This window comes from Xanthobacter lutulentifluminis, from assembly GCF_043194675.2.
GTDB lineage: Bacteria > Pseudomonadota > Alphaproteobacteria > Rhizobiales > Xanthobacteraceae > Xanthobacter.
The window spans coordinates 764,601-780,023 of record NZ_CM195525.1; the positions used below are offsets into that span (position 1 = coordinate 764,601).

At 72.0% G+C, this 15,423-nt stretch carries 12 protein-coding genes; 10 read left to right on the forward strand and 2 right to left on the reverse strand.

The features are described from left to right. Positions 1-6 precede the first annotated feature (6 nt). From V5F49_RS03480 to V5F49_RS03495, 4 genes are read left to right on the forward strand one after another with little or no spacing between them, the layout of a single operon-like run. Positions 7-1,080 carry an ABC transporter ATP-binding protein gene (locus V5F49_RS03480; protein ID WP_394114892.1) on the forward strand — a complete coding sequence of 358 codons (1,074 nt, stop codon included), beginning with the start codon at positions 7-9 and terminating at the stop codon, positions 1,078-1,080. Further along, positions 1,077-2,057 (forward strand): ABC transporter ATP-binding protein, encoded by a 981-nt coding sequence (locus V5F49_RS03485; protein ID WP_394114568.1) that lies wholly within the window; start codon positions 1,077-1,079, stop codon positions 2,055-2,057. The genes V5F49_RS03480 and V5F49_RS03485 overlap by 4 nt, the downstream gene beginning before the upstream one ends. Further along, complete coding sequence (locus V5F49_RS03490) at positions 2,057-3,307, forward strand: Zn-dependent hydrolase (RefSeq protein WP_394114567.1); 1,251 nt, start codon at positions 2,057-2,059, stop codon at positions 3,305-3,307. Before V5F49_RS03485 ends, V5F49_RS03490 begins: the two co-directional genes overlap by 1 nt. Continuing rightward, positions 3,304-3,816 (forward strand): ureidoglycolate lyase, encoded by a 513-nt coding sequence (locus tag V5F49_RS03495; protein ID WP_394114566.1) that lies wholly within the window; start codon positions 3,304-3,306, stop codon positions 3,814-3,816. Before V5F49_RS03490 ends, V5F49_RS03495 begins: the two co-directional genes overlap by 4 nt. Before the next feature lie 6 nt (positions 3,817-3,822). On the opposite strand, the gene V5F49_RS03500 is transcribed toward V5F49_RS03495, so the two are convergent. Both V5F49_RS03500 and V5F49_RS03505 read right to left on the reverse strand, forming a co-directional pair. Continuing rightward, positions 3,823-5,448, reverse strand: coding sequence for a gamma-glutamyltransferase family protein (locus V5F49_RS03500; protein ID WP_394114565.1), 1,626 nt, complete (start codon positions 5,446-5,448; stop codon positions 3,823-3,825). Positions 5,449-5,969: 521 nt separating this feature from the next. Beyond that, positions 5,970-7,751, reverse strand: coding sequence for an AI-2E family transporter (locus tag V5F49_RS03505; protein WP_394114564.1), 1,782 nt, complete (start codon positions 7,749-7,751; stop codon positions 5,970-5,972). A gap of 698 nt (positions 7,752-8,449) precedes the next feature. Between V5F49_RS03505 and V5F49_RS03510 the strand changes: the two genes are divergently transcribed. The 6 genes from V5F49_RS03510 to V5F49_RS03535 all read left to right on the forward strand — a co-directional run bounded on the left by V5F49_RS03510 (position 8,450) and on the right by V5F49_RS03535 (position 15,405). Then, entirely contained in the window at positions 8,450-9,850 is a 1,401-nt protein-coding gene (locus V5F49_RS03510; RefSeq protein ID WP_394114563.1) for an MFS transporter, read from the forward strand. Positions 9,851-9,869: 19 nt separating this feature from the next. Next, positions 9,870-10,205 (forward strand): cupin domain-containing protein, encoded by a 336-nt coding sequence (locus V5F49_RS03515; protein ID WP_394114562.1) that lies wholly within the window; start codon positions 9,870-9,872, stop codon positions 10,203-10,205. Positions 10,206-10,274: 69 nt separating this feature from the next. Then, complete coding sequence (locus V5F49_RS03520; protein ID WP_394114561.1) at positions 10,275-10,508, forward strand: hypothetical protein; 234 nt, start codon at positions 10,275-10,277, stop codon at positions 10,506-10,508. Positions 10,509-10,613: 105 nt separating this feature from the next. After that, complete coding sequence (locus V5F49_RS03525) at positions 10,614-13,094, forward strand: ATP-dependent helicase (RefSeq protein WP_394114891.1); 2,481 nt, start codon at positions 10,614-10,616, stop codon at positions 13,092-13,094. Between the two features lie 102 nt (positions 13,095-13,196). Next, complete coding sequence (locus V5F49_RS03530; RefSeq protein WP_394114560.1) at positions 13,197-14,471, forward strand: GGDEF domain-containing protein; 1,275 nt, start codon at positions 13,197-13,199, stop codon at positions 14,469-14,471. Between the two features lie 10 nt (positions 14,472-14,481). Continuing rightward, positions 14,482-15,405, forward strand: a complete 924-nt coding sequence (locus V5F49_RS03535) for a 50S ribosomal protein L11 methyltransferase (RefSeq protein WP_394114559.1) — start codon at positions 14,482-14,484, stop codon at positions 15,403-15,405. The last annotated feature ends 18 nt before the right edge of the window (positions 15,406-15,423 follow it).

Genomic DNA, 15,423 nt, shown 5'->3' on the forward strand with positions numbered 1-15,423 from the left:
GAGCCCATGCCGGAGCCCGTGCTTGAGCCCCTGGCCGATGTGGGCGGCCCGGCCCAGCCGCTGCTGGACGTGAAGAACCTGACCAAGCACTTCCCGGTGGGCGGCGGCCTGTTCAGCGAGAAGAAGACGGTGCGGGCGGTGGACGATGTCTCCTTCTCCATCGCCAAGGGCGAGACGGTGGGCATCGTCGGCGAGAGCGGCTGCGGCAAGTCCACCACCGCCCGCCTGCTCATGCACCTCATGCCGCGCAACGCCGGGGAGATCGTGTTCGACGGCGAGCTGGTGGGCGAGACCCTCTCCCTGCGCGACTTCCGGCGCGGCATGCAGATGGTGTTCCAGGACAGCTACGCCTCGCTCAACCCCCGCCTCACCATCGAGGACAGCATTGCCTTCGGCCCCAAGGTGCACGGCGTCTCCGACCGCGACGCCCGTGCCCTCGCCCGCGAGCTGATGGGCAAGGTGGGGCTGCGGCCGGAAGTGTTCGCCGCGCGCTATCCGCATGAGGTCTCCGGTGGCCAGCGCCAGCGCGTCAACATCGCCCGCGCCTTGGCGCTGAAGCCGCGGCTCGTCATCCTCGACGAGGCGGTCTCGGCGCTGGACAAGTCGGTGGAGGCGCAGGTGCTGAACCTGCTCACCGACCTCAAGCGCGACCTCGGCCTGACCTACCTGTTCATCAGCCACGACCTGAACGTGGTGCGCTACATCTCCGACCGGGTGCTGGTGATGTATCTCGGGCAGGTGGTGGAGCTCGGCCCGGTGGACGACGTCTGGGAGGGCCCCGCGCATCCCTACACGCGCGCCCTCCTCGCCGCCATGCCGTCCCTCGATCCGGACCAGAGGACGCAGACCCCGCCCATCACCGGCGATCCGCCCAACCCCATCGACCCGCCGCCCGGCTGCCGCTTCCACACCCGCTGCGCCTTCGCCGAGACGGTGTGCGGACAGGTGATGCCGGCCCTTTCGCCCGTCGCCGAGGGCGAGCATCTCGCCGCCTGCCACATGGTGATCCCCGGCTCGGGCCATACCGCCGCGCACCCTGCCGCGCCTGCGGCGGCCGCGTCCTCGGGAGAACCGGCATGAGCGCGCCGCTGGTCGATATCCGCGACCTCACCATCCGCTTCACCGGCGAGCGCACGGTGCATGCCGTGAACGGCGTCTCGCTCTCCCTCGGCGAGGGCGAGGTGCTGGGACTGCTGGGCGAAAGCGGCTCCGGCAAGAGCGTCACCATGCGCGCGCTGATGCGCCTGCTGCCGAAGAAGCGCACGGTCATCTCCGGCAGCGTCTCGGTGGCGGGGCAGGACGTGCTGGCGATGGACGACGCCACCCTGTCCGCCTTCCGCGGCCGCACCGTCTCCATGATCTTCCAGGAGCCGGCGCTGGCGCTGGACCCGGTCTACACCATCGGCCACCAGATCGCGGAATCGGTTGTGCGGCACGAGGGCGTCTCCCGGCAGGCGGCCATGGCGCGGGCGCTGGAGATGCTGGAGCTGGTGCGCATCCCCTCGGCCAAGCGCCGGCTGGAGGCCTATCCGCACGAGATGTCCGGCGGCATGCGCCAGCGCGCCATGATCGCCCTGGCGCTGGCCTGCAAGCCGAAGATCCTGCTGGCGGACGAGCCCACCACCGCGCTCGACGCCACGGTGCAGATCCAGATCCTGCTGCTGCTGCGCGAGCTGCAGCGGGAGCTGGGCATGTCGGTGATCTTCGTCACCCACGACATCGGCGTCGCCATCGAGATCTGCGACCGCGTCTCGGTGATGTATGCCGGCCAGATCGTGGAGAGCGGCACCCTCTCCGAGCTGGTGCGCACGCCGCAGCATCCCTATCCGCGCGGACTGCTGGCGGCCACCGTCCACGGCGCCCAGCGCGGCGCGCGGCTGGAGACCATTCCCGGCACCCCGCCCTCCCTCGATGTCGCGCCCACCGCCTGCTCGTTCGCGCCGCGCTGCGCGTATGCACAGCAGCGTTGCACAGAACGCCTGCCTCCCGAGGTGGAACTCGGCCCCGGGCGGACCGTAAGGTGCGTGCTGGCCGAAAAGTCCGTTCCGGTGACCTGATGACCCCCACGAATCTGAAGATCGATGCCGACCGCCTCTGGAGCACCATCCTGGAAACCGCCGCGTTCGGCGGCACGCCCAAGGGTGGCGTGAAGCGCCTCACCCTCACGCAAGAGGACCGGCAGGTGCGCGACTGGTTCCGCGCCGCCTGCGAGGCCGCCGGCTGCACCGTCACGGTGGATGCGCTCGGCAACATGTTCGCCCTGCGCCCCGGCCGCGACATGAGCCGCCCGCCGCTCGGCATCGGCTCGCACCTCGACACCCAGCCCACCGGCGGCAAGTTCGACGGCATCCTCGGCGTGCTCGGCGCGGTGGAGGTGCTGCGCACCCTCAACGATGCCGGCATCGAGACCGACGCGCCCTTGTGCGTCGTCAACTGGACCAACGAGGAAGGCTCGCGCTTCGCCCCGGCCATGATGGGCTCGGCGGGCTTCGTGGGCGACCTGCCGGCCGCCGACATCCTGGCGCGCACCGACGCCGAGGGCGTGAGCGTGGGCGCGGCCCTCGACGCCATCGGCTATCGCGGCGATACGCCTCTCGGCGCGCAGAAGTTCGGCGCCTTTCTCGAGCTCCACATCGAGCAGGGGCCGATCCTGGAAGCGGAGGGGCTCACCATCGGCGTGGTGGAGCACGGCCAGGGGATCATCTGGTACGACGGCCGCATCACCGGCTTCGAGAGCCACGCCGGCTCCACCCCCATGCACCTGCGCCACGATGCGCTCGCCACCCTGTCGGAGATCGTGCTCGCCGTTGAGGCGCTGGCGGTGAAGCACGGGCCCAACGCGGTGGGGACGGTTGCGGACATCACCATCGCCCGCCAGTCGCGCAACGTGATCCCGGGCGAGATCACCTTCGCCACCGAGTTCCGCACCCCGGACGCCGACATCCTGCAGGCGCTGGACGAAGGTCTGCGCGCGGCCATTCCGGCCATCGCGGCCCGGCGCAAGGTGGAGATCGCGCTCGACACCATCTGGCGCAAGGACCCCACCCACTTCGACCCGAAGGTGACCGGCGCGGTCGCAGCCGCCGCCGACCGGCTGGGCCTGCCCCACCGGCCCATGGTCTCGGGCGCAGGCCATGACAGCTTCCACCTTGCCACCATCGTGCCCACGGGCATGATCTTCGTGCCCTGCAAGGATGGCGTGAGCCACAACGAGCTGGAAAGCGCCACGCCGGAGGACTGCGCCGCCGGCGCTAACGTGCTGCTGCACGCGGTGCTGGCCCTCACCGGCGAGGCGGGCGCCGCATGAGCCTTTGCGCCTCTGCCGGACGCGCCGCGCGCACCCTGCCGCTCGCCGCGCGTCCGCTGACGGCGGAAGCCTTCGCGCCCTATGGCGCGGTGCTGGCGACGCCGGAGACGGCCGGGGTGCGCACCTATTTCGATGCCGCACTGGGCACCCTCGCACCGCAGGCACCGGCGAGTCTCTCCATCGTCCGTGCCGCGCCGGTCGCGGCGCGGCCGGTGCCGGTGGCGGTGATCGAGCGCCATCCGCTCACCCCGCAGACGTTCCTGCCCATGGCACCGGCGCGCTGGCTGGTGGTGGTGGCGCCCGATGCGCCCGACGGCGGGCCGGACCTGGAGCGGGCGGAAGCCTTCCTGCCTCCCCCCGGCGCGGGCATCACCTTCGGCCGCGGCGTCTGGCACGCGCCGCTCACGGTGCTGGATGCGGAAGCCGCCTTCGCCATCCTCATGTGGCGCGACTGGTCGCCCAACGACGAGGAATTCGCCGCCATCGTCCCCTTCGCGGTCACGGTCTGAGCGGCCTCACCACACCACGGCCTGCCCGTCGCGGCGCGGATCGCTCGCCGCCGCATACCCCTCGCGCGCGGGATCGCCCATGCGCCAGATGAACTGGCCGGCGCCGAAATCCTGATAGCTGTCGGTGAGGCGGGCCACGTCGTGGCCCTTTTCCGCCAGTCCGGCGACCAGCGCGGGGGACATCCCCGCCTCGGTGTCGATGGTCAGCCCGCCCTCGAACCGCCAGCGCGGCGCATCGCAGGCCGCCTGCGGGTTCTGGGCGTAGTCGAGCATGCGCACCAGCGTCTGCACATGGCCCTGCGGCTGCATGTGCGCGCCCATCACGCCGAAGCTCATCACCGGCGCGCCGGCGCGGGTGATGAAGCCGGGGATGATGGTGTGGAACGGGCGCTTGCCCGGCGCCACCACGTTCTCCCGCGCCGGATCGAGACTGAAGCCATGGCCCCGGTTCTGCAGCGAGAGCCCCCACTCCGGCAGCACCACCCCCGAGCCGAAGCCCATGTAGTTGCTCTGGATGAAGCTCACCATCATGCCGGTGTCGTCGGCCGCGGTGAGATAGATGGTGCCGCCGCGCGGCGGGATGCCGGCGGAGAAGCGCTGGGCGCGGGCCGGGTCGATCAGGCGGGCGCGGGCGGCGAGATAGTCCGGCGCCAGCATGTCCTGAACCCGCACCTGCATGGCGGCGGGGTCGGCCACGTAGCGGTAGACATCGGCGAAGGCGAGCTTGATGGCCTCGATCTGCAGATGGTTGGCGGCCACGCTGTCGGCGCCGAGGCCGGCGAGGTCGAAATGCCCGAGCATGCCGAGCGCCAGCAGCGCGACGAGGCCCTGCCCGTTGGGCGGCATCTCGTGCACCGTGAAGCCCCGGTAATCCTGCCCGATCGGCTCCACCCATTCGGGCTCGAACGCCGCCATGTCGGCGGCGGTGAGGGCGGCGCCATGGGCGCGGGCGGACGCCTCCAGCGCCTGCGCGATCTCCCCGCCATAGAGCGCAGCGCCCTGCGTCTCGCCGATCCGCCGGAGCGCGCGCGCCGCGCCGGGCAGCGCGAAATGCTCGCCCACCTGCGGCGCCCGCCCGCGCGGCAGGAAGGCCTCCGCAAAGCCCGGCTGGCGCACCAGATCGGCCACCTGCGCCGCCGCCGCCCATTTTTGCCGGACGTTGGGCGAGACCAGATAGCCGCGCTCGGCCACCGCGATGGCCGGCTCCAGCAGGTCGGCGAACGGCAGGCGCCCGAACCGGCGCGAGAGCGCCACCCAGCCGGCCACCGCGCCCGGCACGGTCACGCTGTCCCAGCCGCGCTGCGGCGGCGTGCGGGCATCCTCGCCGTAGCGGGCATGGAAATAGGCCGGCGCCCATGCCGCCGGCGCGCGACCTGAGGCGTTGAGGCCATGCAGGCGCTTGCCGTCCCACAGGATGCAGAAGGCATCCGAGCCAAGCCCGTTGCTGCATGGCTCCACCAGCGCCATCACGGCGGCGGCGGCGATGGTCGCATCCACCGCATTGCCGCCCTGCCAGAGCATCCGCATCCCCGCCTGCGCCGCCAGAGGATGGGAGGTGGACACCACATTGGTGCCGAACACCGGCGCCCGGCGGGAGGGATAACCGGCGGACCAGTCGAAGGGATGGGACATGGGGACTCCGGAGGGACGAACGCGGCGGGGGAACCCTAAGCGGCGACCCCTCCCCCGCGCCAGTGCCCGCGCCCTTGCCACGGGTCACGCCTCGGCGAGGTGATGGTCCGGGGCGGTCCGCACGCCGGGGCGCGCCCCCGGCTTCCGTCTGGTTGCCCGGCAGCATCCCGGGGGGAAGACGGAAGCGGCGCCCGCGGCGCGGCCATCTGGCTTCTCGGCCGTGCTCGTCTTTCCGGGAGAGCGAGGCGCCGCGGAGGGTGCGACGGGCCCCGCTCCGACGAAGGCCGGCGGGCTCCCAGGCGCGGACAGGGTCGCGGCGGGTCCTCGCCGCCCGTCATGCAGCCCTTCGGCGCCGGCCGCGCCACGCGAACTCCTCCGCAGGCGAAGCAAGCCGCGCCGGTTTCGGGCCTGCAAACGCCTCGCCAAGCCTCCGGCACTCGGCCCGCCGGCCGCTCCCCGCCCCCGGTCGCGGCGGGGGCGATCGGCCCCGGGGGCGGCATCCGCACGGTCAGGCGGCCGCATCAGGCGGCACAGGCGGCTGCCGGCTGCTGGCGAGCGGCGTCCAGCGCCTCGCCGATGGCGCGCACGGCGGCGGTCTCGCCATCGAGGACCTTCGGCTCGCCCGGCTCGGTGCTCCAGTCGGCGATGACGACGCGCCGGTCGGGCCGGCCCTGCCGCACGCGCCGCAGGGCGTACCGCCGGTGCGCCGGCGTCGCGGGCGAGAGATAGGAGAGGACCACCACCTCCACATCCTCCGCCACCGGCCGCCCCACCGCGCCGGGTGGCCGGGTCTCGCACGCGAGGCCGGCGGCGCGCAGGCGGTGGGCGAGCAGCAGCGCGGCCGCCTCGTCCAGCGCCGAACGGGCCGGCAGCACGAGGATCGACGGCCCCGCCTCCTCCTGATCCGGCTCCGGCTCGCCGGGCGCGGGCAGGTCATCGAGCAGCTCGGCGAAGGTGTCGCGCACCCGCTCCTGACGGGCGGCGTCGAGCGCGCCGCGCGCGGCATCGCGCTGGGCGAGCCGCAGCGCCGGCAACGCCACGTCGTCGCAATAATCGCCGAGCGGGCCCTGGCGCAGGTAGTCCTCGGCCGCCGCCGCGGCCTCGAGCGGGTCGCCGGCGAGAAGCCGCTGGTAGAGCAGTTCGCTGGCGGAGAGCGGCGGGCGATCGCCCAGCGCCACGTCGAGGAACTCGAAGCTCTTCACATGCCGGCCCAGCACCACCAGGCAGAGCGTGAGCGGGGTGGAGAGCAGCAGCCCCACCGGCCCCCACAGCCAGGTCCAGAACACCGCCGCCGCGATCACCGCCACCGGCGAGAGGCCGGTGGAGCGGCCGTAGAGCAGCGGCTCGATCACGTGCCCCACCAGCGGCTCCACCACCAGGAACAGCGCGACGGTGGCGAGCACCATGGTCCAGCCGGCGTCCACCGCCAGCGCCAGCCCGATGGGCAGGGCGGCGGCGATGGCCGCCCCCACATAGGGCACGAAGCGCAGCACCGCGGCCGCGAGGCCCCACAGCAGCGGGCTCGGCACGCCGATGGCCCACAGGCCGAGGCCGATGACGGCGCCGAACGCGGCATTCAGCGCCACCTGCGTCAGGAAGAAGCGGGAGAGCCGGGTGGCCGCATCGTCGAGCGCGGCGGTGGTGCGCTGGAGATCGTGCGCGCCGGCGAGCCGGACGAAGCGGTTCCGCAGGTCCTCCCGCTGCAGCAGGATGAACAGCACGAAGATGAACACCATGCCGAAGGTGGCGAGCGGGTGCAGCAGCGGCGCCGCCACCGCCGAGAGCGTGCCGAGCGCGCCGGGGGCCGGCTGGCGCACCTCCACCGGCACCGGGCGACCGTCCTGCGGGGCTGGAACGCCGGGGGCCGCTTCCGGCCCGTCGAGCTCGCGGCCGAGGTCCTGCAACATGTCCATGGTGCGGCCGAGCGTCCCCGAGCCGGCGGTCGTCTCCTTGATGGACTTGATCTTGTCGCGCAGGTTCATGCGGTATTGCGGCAGCTCCGCCGCAAGGTCGGTCACCTGCAGCGCGATCACCCCGCCGAGCGCCATGAGGCCGATGAAGGTGGCGAGCACCACCGCCACCACCGCCGGCATGCGCGGCAACCGCAGCCGCCGCAGCACCAGGATCACCGGCGCCAGCACGAACGACAGCAGGATGGCGACCGCGATGGGCACGAACACGTCGCGACCCACGTAGAGCACCGTGACGATGGCGACGGCTGCGAAGAAGGCAGGGAGGCGATCCCTCTCCTGCCTGTCGGCCACCATGGGCGCGCGGTACGCCGCCTTGCCCGCATCCAGCATGTCGGTCTCTCCCTCGCCGCGGCACGCCCGGCCGCCCGGCAGGGCAACAACGCTTCAGCGCGGCCCTGCGATCCATCGGGCGGGCGAACGGCGGAGCCGACGGCGATGGCACGGGCCCCGCCCGCGCTCCGGGCCAGGAGGACGTGGAGCTGGCGCGCCGGCATCAGGCTCCGGGGAGCTTGCGATGTCCGAGGCACCCCCTCGGATGAACGAGCGGACCACAGCGGCATGCAGGACAGCCGACTGGCTGCAAGAGCGCGCGGTTCGGAACGGCCGCGCCAGCGTCGGCGTTCCGCACCCACGGTTGCGCCGGGCGGGATGCGTTGCTCACCCGTAGCCCAATCCCTGAAACGGCCATCCTCCCGTCGGCGCTGCGGGCCGGAGCCATCCACGGCGGATGGCCCCTGCCCCCTCACTTCCCGCTGCAAGACCAAGGCCGAAGGCGGCCGCAGCATCTCAGGCCCCTCTGCGCGACGCAGGCCCCGGCGCGACGCAGGTCGAGCCCGAAGGCATCCCAAGCCGCTCGTCCTGACCGCTGTTCTCGGCAGGCGGGGCCGGCCGCGCCATCCCGTCCGCCGGCGCGGCTGCGCGCCGATCCCGTCCGCGGCAGCGACGAGATCCAGCCCCCGCTCTTGCATCGCGGACGCGGCTGTGCGCCCCTTGCACACCCCCTGGCGCAGTCTCCTGCGGTACGTCCCATGCCCTCCCCACACAGCGATTTCGTTCCCGCGCCGCGTCGGGCGCTCATCGGCTGGGTCCTGTTCGATCCGGCGTGCCAACCCTATTTCACCCTCATCACCACCTTCATCTTCGCCCCCTATTTCGCCTCGGCGGTCGCACCGACACCGGCGGACGGCCAGGCCCTGTGGGGCTTCGCCACCGGCGCGGCGGGGCTCGTCATCGCCGTCTCTTCGCCGGTGCTGGGCGCGGTGGCCGATGTGGCGGGCCGGCGCAAGCCGTGGATCCTCGCCTTCGGCCTGATGATGATGGCCGGCGCCGCGACGCTCTGGTTCGCCGCGCCGGGGGATGAAGCGCGCATCCCCCTCGTGCTCGCCGCCTTCGCGGTCGGCACCATCGGCGTGGAATTCGCCACCGTCTTCAACAACGCCATGATGCCGACGCTCGCCCCGCCCGAGCGGCTGGGGCGCCTCTCCGGCACCGGCTGGGCGGCGGGCTATTTCGGCGGGTTGATCTCGCTGGCCATCATGCTCGCCTTCTTCTCCACCAGCCCGCAGACCGGCCTGACCCTGCTCGGCAACCCGCCGGCGTTCGGGCTCGACGCGGCGGCGCGCGAGGGCGACCGGCTCAGCGGCCCGTTCACCGCCGTCTGGTTCGCGGTGCTGGTCCTGCCCCTGTTCCTGTTCGCGCCCGACGCACCGGCCGGCCGGCCCATGGGGCAGGCGATCCGCGCCGGAATCAGCGGCGTCCGGCAGATGCTGCCGCGGCTCAAGGAGCGGCCGGCGCTGGCGCGCTTCCTCATCGCCAACATGGTCTACACCGACGGGCTGGTGGCGCTGTTCGCGTTCGGCGGCATCTATGCGGCCGGCACCTTCGGCTGGGGCTCGGTGGAGATCGGGATCTTCGGCATCCTGCTCACCCTCACCGGCACGCTCGGCGCGCTCGCCGGCGGCTGGCTGGACGATGCGCTGGGATCGCGGCGGGTCATCCTCGGCGCGCTGGCGGTGCTGCTGTTCGCCTCGGTCGGCATCCTCGGCGTGTCGCGGGACGCGCTGCTGTTCGGCCTCGTGCCGACGGCGCCGGGTACCGGCCTCTATGGCACCCTGCCCGAGAAGATCTATGTGGGCCTCGGCCTCTTCATCGGCCTCGTCGCGGGGCCGCTGCAGGCCGCCTCGCGCACGCTGCTGGTGCGGCTCGCGCCCGCGGCCCACCTCACCGAATGCTTCGGCCTGTTCGCGCTCTCCGGCAAGATCACCTCGTTCGCCGCCCCCACCTGCGTGGCGCTGGTGACGGCCGCCACCGGCAGCCAGAAAGCGGGCGTGGCGGTGCTGGTGGCGTTCTTCGGCGTCGGGGCGGCGCTGCTCGCCGCCTCCGCCCGCGCGCCGGCCCTATCGACGGCGGGCAGCGGGGATGCCACATGAAGGCCCAAGGAGGCCCGCCATGACCATCCGTTCCATCCGCTTCGACCCCGCCCCGGCCATCGACGCCGGCGCCGCCACCACCGTCCACGAGTGGTATCAGGACCGCACCGGCGCCTTCTCCGCCGGCTTCTGGGCGTCGCAGCCATCCGAGATCGCGGTGACGTACGACGAGGACGAGTTCTGCGTGATCCTGGAGGGCACGGTGGAGCTCACCGACGCCTCCGGCCACATGGAGACCTACGGCGCCGGCGCGTCCTTCGTCATCCCGGCCGGCTTCACCGGCACCTGGAAGAGCGTGACCGCCGTGCGCAAGTTCTATGTGGTCCACCTGCCGAAGGCGCCCGCCGCAGGCTGAGCGGCCGGAACCGGGCGCGGCGGGCGCGGGTTGCCTCTTCATGGATGTCTCCGGAAGAGGAGTTGCCCCATGTCCGTCCGTCTGCAGATCGCCGTCATGCTGTTCATGATGATCCAGGCGGTGGTGTTCTTCACCGCCGTGCTGGTCGTGCTGCTGTCGCCGCTGTCCGCCGGGGCCATGGCGCTGATGCCGTGGGTGGTGGGCGTATCGGCGCTGGTCTCGGCCCCCCTGTCCTGGGCGCTGGCGCCGCGCTTGCGCGCCCGCACCTGGCGCCGCGAGGGCGAGATGGAGCTGTTGAAGTAGCGCCATGCCATCTTGACGGGGTGCCCTCGCATTCGCCGCGATTGAGTGCCATTTTGTTCTCACGATAGAATCAGGCGTGCCGAGAGAGTTTCCCCCTTGAGCGAGTTGCCCCATCCGCGCCGGCTCCCGGCCGAGCCGGCGCCCGAGCGCCCCGCCCCCCGCGCCGGGGGCATTGCCGCGCGCGCCAGCGCGGCCATGGCGTCCGGCCTGCCCGACCCGTCCTATCTTGCCGGCCTCAACCCCGAGCAGCGCGCCGCCGTGGAGACGCTGGACGGCCCGCTGCTGGTGCTCGCCGGCGCCGGCACCGGCAAGACGCGGGTTCTGACCGCCCGCGTCGCCCACATCCTGGCCTCCGGCCGCGCCTTCCCCTCCCAGATCCTGGTGGTGACCTTCACCAACAAGGCCGCGCGGGAGATGAAGGAGCGCATCCATGCCATGGTCGGCGACCAGATCGAGGGCATGCCCTGGCTCGGCACCTTCCATTCCATCGGCGTGCGCATCCTCAGGCGCCACCACGAGCTGGTGGGGCTCAAATCCGGCTTCACCATCCTCGACACCGACGACCAGATCCGCCTCCTGAAGCAGCTGCTCGCCGCCGAGAACATCGACGAGAAGCGCTGGCCGGCGCGGCTGTTGGCCTCCACCATCGACGGCTGGAAGAACCGCGGCCTCTCGCCCAGGGACGTGCCGCCCGGCGAGGGCGCGGTGTTCGCCAACGGCAAGGGCGGCATGCTCTATGCGGCCTATCAGGCCCGGCTGAAGGCGCTGAACGCGGTGGACTTCGGCGACCTGCTGCTGGAAGGCATCCGCCTGTTCCGCGAGAACCCCGACGTGCTCGCCGAATACCATAAGCGGTTCAAGTACCTGCTGGTGGATGAGTATCAGGACACCAACGTCGCCCAGTATCTCTGGCTGCGGCTTCTGGCACAGGGCTCCAAGAACGTCTGCTGCGTGGGCGACGACGACCAGTCCATCTATGGCTGGCGCGGCGCCGAGGTGGACAACATCCTCAGGTTCGAGAGCGATTTCCCCGGCGCCACCGTGATCCGGCTGGAGCGCAACTATCGCTCCACCGGCCACATCCTCGCCTCCGCCGCCCACCTGATCGCCCACAACGAGGGGCGGCTCGGCAAGACCCTGTTCTCCGAGGGCGAGGACGGCGAGCGGGTGACCGTCACCGGCGCCTGGGATTCCGGCGAGGAGGCCCGCGCCATCGGCGACGAGATCGAGGCGCTGCAGCGCGCCGGCCATCCCCTGTCGCAGGTGGCCATCCTGGTGCGCGCCTCGTTCCAGATGCGCGAGTTCGAGGACCGCTTCGTCACCCTCGGCCTGCCATACCGCGTCATCGGCGGCCCGCGCTTCTACGAGCGGGCGGAAATCCGCGACGCGCTGGCCTATCTGCGCTGCGTCACCTCCACCGCCGACGACCTCGCCTTCGAGCGCATCGTGAACGTGCCCAAGCGCGGCATCGGCGATGCGACCGTCAAGCAGATCCACGACGTGGCCCGCGCCGCCGGCGTGCCGCTGCAGGAGGCCGCGCGTGTCCTCACCCAGAGCGAGGAGCTCAAGCCCAAGGTGCGCGGCACCCTGCGCGGCCTGATCGAGGCGTTCGACCGCTGGCGCGAGCAGGCGCGCGTGCTTTCCCATACCGAGATCGCCGAGATCGTGCTCGACGAGAGCGGCTATACCGAGATGTGGCAGAAGGACCGCTCCGCCGAGGCCGCCGGGCGGCTGGAGAACCTGAAGGAGCTGGTGCGCTCCATGGAGCCGTTCGAGAACCTCACCGGCTTCCTCGAGCACATCTCCCTCGTCATGGATGCCGACCAGGGCGCCGGCGAGGACGCCGTTCAGGTGATGACCCTGCATTCCGCCAAGGGGCTGGAGTTCGACACCGTCTTCCTGCCCGGCTGGGAGGAGGGCCTGTTCCCCCACCAGCGGGCGCTGGATGAGCAGGGCAAGGCGGGGCTCGAGGAAGAGCGCCGCCTCGCCTATGTGGGCATCACCCGCGCCCGCGCCTCGGCCCGCATCTGGTTCGCCTCCAACCGGCGCATCCACGGCATGTGGAATTCCACCGTGCCCTCCCGCTTCCTCGACGAGCTGCCCGATGCCCATGTGCGGGTGGAGGAGAGCCGCGGCGGGGCCGGCTGGGGCGGCTCCTCCTACGGCGGGGGCGGCTATGGCCAGAGCCGGTTCGACCGGGCGGAGCCGTTCGCGGCATCGTCCTATTCCACGCCCGGCTGGCAACGGGCGCAGGCGAGCCGTGGGCGCCCCGACAGCGGCGGACGCGGAGGCTCTACCGGCGGCGGTTTCTCCGGAGGCGGGTTTTCCGGCGGGGGCTTCTCCGAGCGCGGCGGCAGCCGGTACGACGCCGGCACGGGCGGCAGGCGCGGCAGCCCGCCGCTGATCGAGGGCACCCTGCTCGCCACCTCCACCGGCTCCGCCTCGGCCTTCAGCGCCGGCGAGCGGGTGTTCCACATCAAGTTCGGCTATGGCGAGATCACCGGCATCGACGGCAACAAGCTGACCGTCCTGTTCGACAAGGCCGGCGAGAAGCGGGTGCTGGAGACATTCGTCGAAAAGGTGTAGCTCTGCGCTGGACCCGCCTCCGGTTGTCCAGGCCTCCGCTCTCCGGGCTTTGCCGGCCGTGTCGCGGTTCGGTTCGCTTCTCTCCCACTTCCGGCAGGGGCCATGGCCGGCGTCAACGTTCTCCTGCTCCTCGGCGAGATGGCGCTCTATTTCGGCGCCATGCTGGCGCTGTTCCGGCTCCGCGACAGGCTGGGGCTCGGCGTCTTCTTCTGCGCGCTCGGCAGCTTCCATTTCATGGAGACCTATCTGGCGGCGGCCTATTTCGTGCCGCTGCCGTTCGGCATCTCGCTCTCGCCGGGCTCGGTGGTGCTGTTCTCGGGCAAGCTGGCGCTGCTGCTGCTGGTCTACATCCGCGAGGATGCGCTGGTGGCGCGCCAGCCCATCTACGGCCTGTTCATCGGCAACCTGCTGCTGATGGCGCTGGTGCTGCTGCTGCGCCAGCACGACGCCATGTCCGCCCCCGGCGCGCCGGCCGACCTCGCCTTCATGGATGCCATGGGCGTGCTGATGCTGTGGGGCACGCTGCTGCTGTTCGTGGATTCCATCGCCATGATCCTCGTTTACGAGCATCTGGCCCGGCGCCTTCCCCGCCTGCCGACGCTGGCGGTGTGGCTCACGCTCGTGCTGGTGCTCACCTTCGACCAGGCGGCCTTCTTCGGCGTGCTCTCGCTCGCCATGGGGGTGCCGTGGACGGCGGGCGTGGGCGGATGGGTCGGAAAGCTTGCCGCGTCGGGCGTCTACGCGGTGATGATCGCCCAGTATCTGGCACGCTTCGAGCTTGCCGGCGCGGCGCCGCACCGGCCCATCGCCGACATCTTCCAGGCCCTCACCTATCGCCAGCGCTACGAGGACCTGAAGCGCGAATCGCGCCGCGACGCCCTTACCCAGGTGCTGCACCGCGGCCAGCTGGAGCCGCTGGGCCGGGATCTGCTGGCGGTGGCCCGCACCACCGGGAGGCCGGTCAGCCTTCTGCTCATCGACGTGGATTCGTTCAAGGACGTGAACGACCGCCATGGCCACCCCACCGGCGACGACGTGCTGCGCCGGCTCGCCGCCAGCCTCACCACCGGGCTGCGGCAATCGGACCACGTGGTGCGCTACGGCGGCGACGAGTTCGCGGTGTTCGCCCCGGGCGTCGACCATGCCGGCGCGCTGCGGCTGGCGGAGCAGCTCGGCCGGCGGGTCGGCGCCATGTCGCTGCCCCCCGGCGTGCCGCGGCAGAGCCTGTCCATCGGCATCGCCACCGCGCCGCAGGACGGGCAGGCCTTGACGGACCTGCTGGATGCGGCCGACAAGCGCCTGTACGCGGCCAAGGCGGCCGGACGCGATCGTGTGGTCGGCGTTTCCGGGGCCGAGGCCATACCCGACAACGGATGATCCCGCGCCCATGCTCGAAGGCCTGCCTCCCAACGATGCCACCCATGTCATGCGGGTGGACGCCGCCCGCCGGGACGCCCAGCGCATCGCGGACCTGATCTCCGAGACGTTCGACCCCGCCGAGGTGGCGGTGGCGAATTTCGAGCGCACCGACGACGAATGGGTGGTGGAGGTCTATGCCGGCGAGGCGTTCGACGCCGATCGCCTCCGGGAGCTGGTCGAGCTGGCAGCCGGGCCCGAGGCAGCCGCCCGCGTCACCTTTGGCGATGTGGAGGTGAAGGACTGGGTCGCCGCAAGTCTTGAGGGGCTTGCCCCGGTGCGGGTCGGCCAGTTCGTGATCCATGGCTCCCACGACCGCGACCGGGTGGGGCCGAACCAGATCGGCATCGAGATCGAGGCCGCGCTCGCCTTCGGCACCGGCCATCACGGCACGACGCAGGGTTGCCTGCACGCCATCGCCGACGCGGCGCGCCGCCATCGGCCGGGCGCGCGCCTGCCGCGGGTGCTGGATGTGGGAACCGGCACGGGCGTGCTCGCCATCGCGGCGGAGCGGCGCTTCCATTCGCCGGTGGTGGGCAGCGATATCGACATCATCGCCGTGCGCACGGCCGCGGCCAATGCGCGGGCCAACAAGGCGCCGGGCATCCGGATGATCCACGCCGCCGGCACCGGCGCGCGGCAAATCGCCGAGGAAGGGCCCTACGACCTCATCCTCGCGAACATCCTGCTGCCACCGCTGAAGCGGCTGGCGCGCCCGCTCAGCCGCCTGCTGGCGCCGGGCGGGCGAATCGTGCTGTCGGGGCTTCTGGTGTCGCAGGCGCCGGCGGCGCTCGCCACCTATCGCGCGCAGGGACTGTCACTCGTCTCCTGGCGGCGCATCGACGGCTGGGCGACGCTGACGCTGGCAGCACGGCAGAACCGTCCGCGCGCCTGATCGCGAGCTCTGGAGATC

Bases quoted from the DNA above. Each gene is read 5' to 3' on its own strand.
- V5F49_RS03480 (WP_394114892.1), top strand. From the start codon at position 7: ATGCCGGAGCCCGTGCTTGAGCCCCTGGCCGATGTGGGCGGCCCGGCC.
- V5F49_RS03485 (WP_394114568.1), top strand. From the start codon at position 1,077: ATGAGCGCGCCGCTGGTCGATATCCGCGACCTCACCATCCGCTTCACC.
- V5F49_RS03490 (WP_394114567.1), top strand. From the start codon at position 2,057: ATGACCCCCACGAATCTGAAGATCGATGCCGACCGCCTCTGGAGCACC.
- V5F49_RS03495 (WP_394114566.1), top strand. From the start codon at position 3,304: ATGAGCCTTTGCGCCTCTGCCGGACGCGCCGCGCGCACCCTGCCGCTC.
- V5F49_RS03500 (WP_394114565.1), bottom strand. From the start codon at position 5,448: ATGTCCCATCCCTTCGACTGGTCCGCCGGTTATCCCTCCCGCCGGGCG.
- V5F49_RS03505 (WP_394114564.1), bottom strand. From the start codon at position 7,751: ATGCTGGATGCGGGCAAGGCGGCGTACCGCGCGCCCATGGTGGCCGAC.
- V5F49_RS03510 (WP_394114563.1), top strand. From the start codon at position 8,450: ATGCCCTCCCCACACAGCGATTTCGTTCCCGCGCCGCGTCGGGCGCTC.
- V5F49_RS03515 (WP_394114562.1), top strand. From the start codon at position 9,870: ATGACCATCCGTTCCATCCGCTTCGACCCCGCCCCGGCCATCGACGCC.
- V5F49_RS03520 (WP_394114561.1), top strand. From the start codon at position 10,275: ATGTCCGTCCGTCTGCAGATCGCCGTCATGCTGTTCATGATGATCCAG.
- V5F49_RS03530 (WP_394114560.1), top strand. From the start codon at position 13,197: ATGGCCGGCGTCAACGTTCTCCTGCTCCTCGGCGAGATGGCGCTCTAT.
- V5F49_RS03535 (WP_394114559.1), top strand. From the start codon at position 14,482: ATGCTCGAAGGCCTGCCTCCCAACGATGCCACCCATGTCATGCGGGTG.